A 1304-nucleotide genomic window follows, 5' to 3' on the forward strand; every position below is an offset into this window, starting at 1 on the left:
CGCGGGACCTCGCTGGCGGCGATCGCCGCGCGCGTCGGCGGCATCACGGCCCAGGGCGTGCTGCACCACTTCGGCACGAAGGAAGCACTCCTCCTCGAGGTGCTCCGTGCCCGCCAGCGCGAGTTCGCCACCGTCCGTGAAGGCCAGACGCCCGACGGCTTCGCCGCCCATCTGCGCACGGTCGTCGAGATGATGAAGGCGAAGCCCGGGATCCCGCAGAGCATGATGGTGCTCTCGGCCGACAGCGTCACCGACGGGCACCCGGCCCACGACTTCTTCGTCGAGCGCTACGCCGGTCTGCGCTCGCTCTTCAGCACCGAGCTCGCCCGTGAGCTGGGCGACCCGCTGCCCGGCGGGCTCTCGGCCGAGTCCGCGGCGACGCTGCTCATCGCCATGCTCGACGGGCTGCGGCTCCAGTGGCTGCTCGACCCGGAGCGCGTCGACATCGCCGCCCGGATGGATGACTTCCTCGCCGTCCTGGCGCCGGGGCTGGCGGACGGCCGGGGCTAGCACTCGACGCCAGAATCGCAGTTCGCTGAACTGCACGTCCTTCCTGTGTACGCCCCTGCTCGCGATACTTCCGCCGTGCCCCTCCAGCGCCGGCAGGCCGCGCCCGCGCCGGCCACTTCCGCTCCGGCACCTCGGCTCACCCTTCCGCTGGCCGCGGCCACCTTCGGGGCCTACCTCGCCCTGCTGCCCGCCGTCACCGTCACCCTCGCGCTGCGGGTGGAGCAGATCGACCCTGAAGGCCCGGCGCGCAGCCTCTCCCTCGTCCTGGGTGTCGGCGCGGCTGTCGCGCTCGTGGCGCAGAACGTCGCCGGGATGCTGAGCGACCGCACCCGCAGCCGGCTCGGGATGCGCCGGCCGTGGATCCTCGGTGGGGCAGTGCTGGGCGCGCTCAGCCTGTGGGCGCTGTCCGCCGCGTCGACGGTGCCCGGTCTGGTCGCCGGCTGGGCGTGCACCCAGCTCGCCCTCAACCTGACCCTCGCCGCCCTCAACCCGCTGCTGGCCGAGCAGTTCCCGGTGGCCGCGCGCGGCGCCGCGGCCGGGGTGGTGGGGCTCGCGGCCCCGGTCGCCACCGTGGCCGGGGCGTACCTCGTGAAGCTCGCGCTTCCCGACGTCGCGCTCGCCCTGGTCGCGCCGGCCGCCGTGTGCCTGGCCACCGCGGCGTGGCTCGCCTGGGCGTTGCCGGACCGCCGGCTCGGCCCCGAGCCGCTGCCAGCGCTGCGCCTGCGCGACGTCGCGCTCGCGTTCTGGACCAGCCCGCGGCGCCACCCCGACTTCGCCTGGGCGTGGCTGTCGCG

The 1304-nt window shown here is 75.1% G+C and carries 2 protein-coding genes; both read left to right on the top strand.

The window, feature by feature from the left end:
* Positions 1-510 (top strand): TetR/AcrR family transcriptional regulator (locus G9H71_RS22710; protein ID WP_166285007.1); only part of this gene is annotated, 510 nt, incomplete at its 5' end.
* A 75-nt stretch (positions 511-585) separates the two neighbouring features.
* On the top strand, positions 586-1304 hold a 719-nt coding region (locus tag G9H71_RS22715; protein WP_166285008.1), incomplete at its 3' end, for an MFS transporter.

The organism is Motilibacter deserti, assembly GCF_011250635.1.
Taxonomy (GTDB): Bacteria; Actinomycetota; Actinomycetes; order Motilibacterales; family Motilibacteraceae; genus Motilibacter_A; species Motilibacter_A deserti.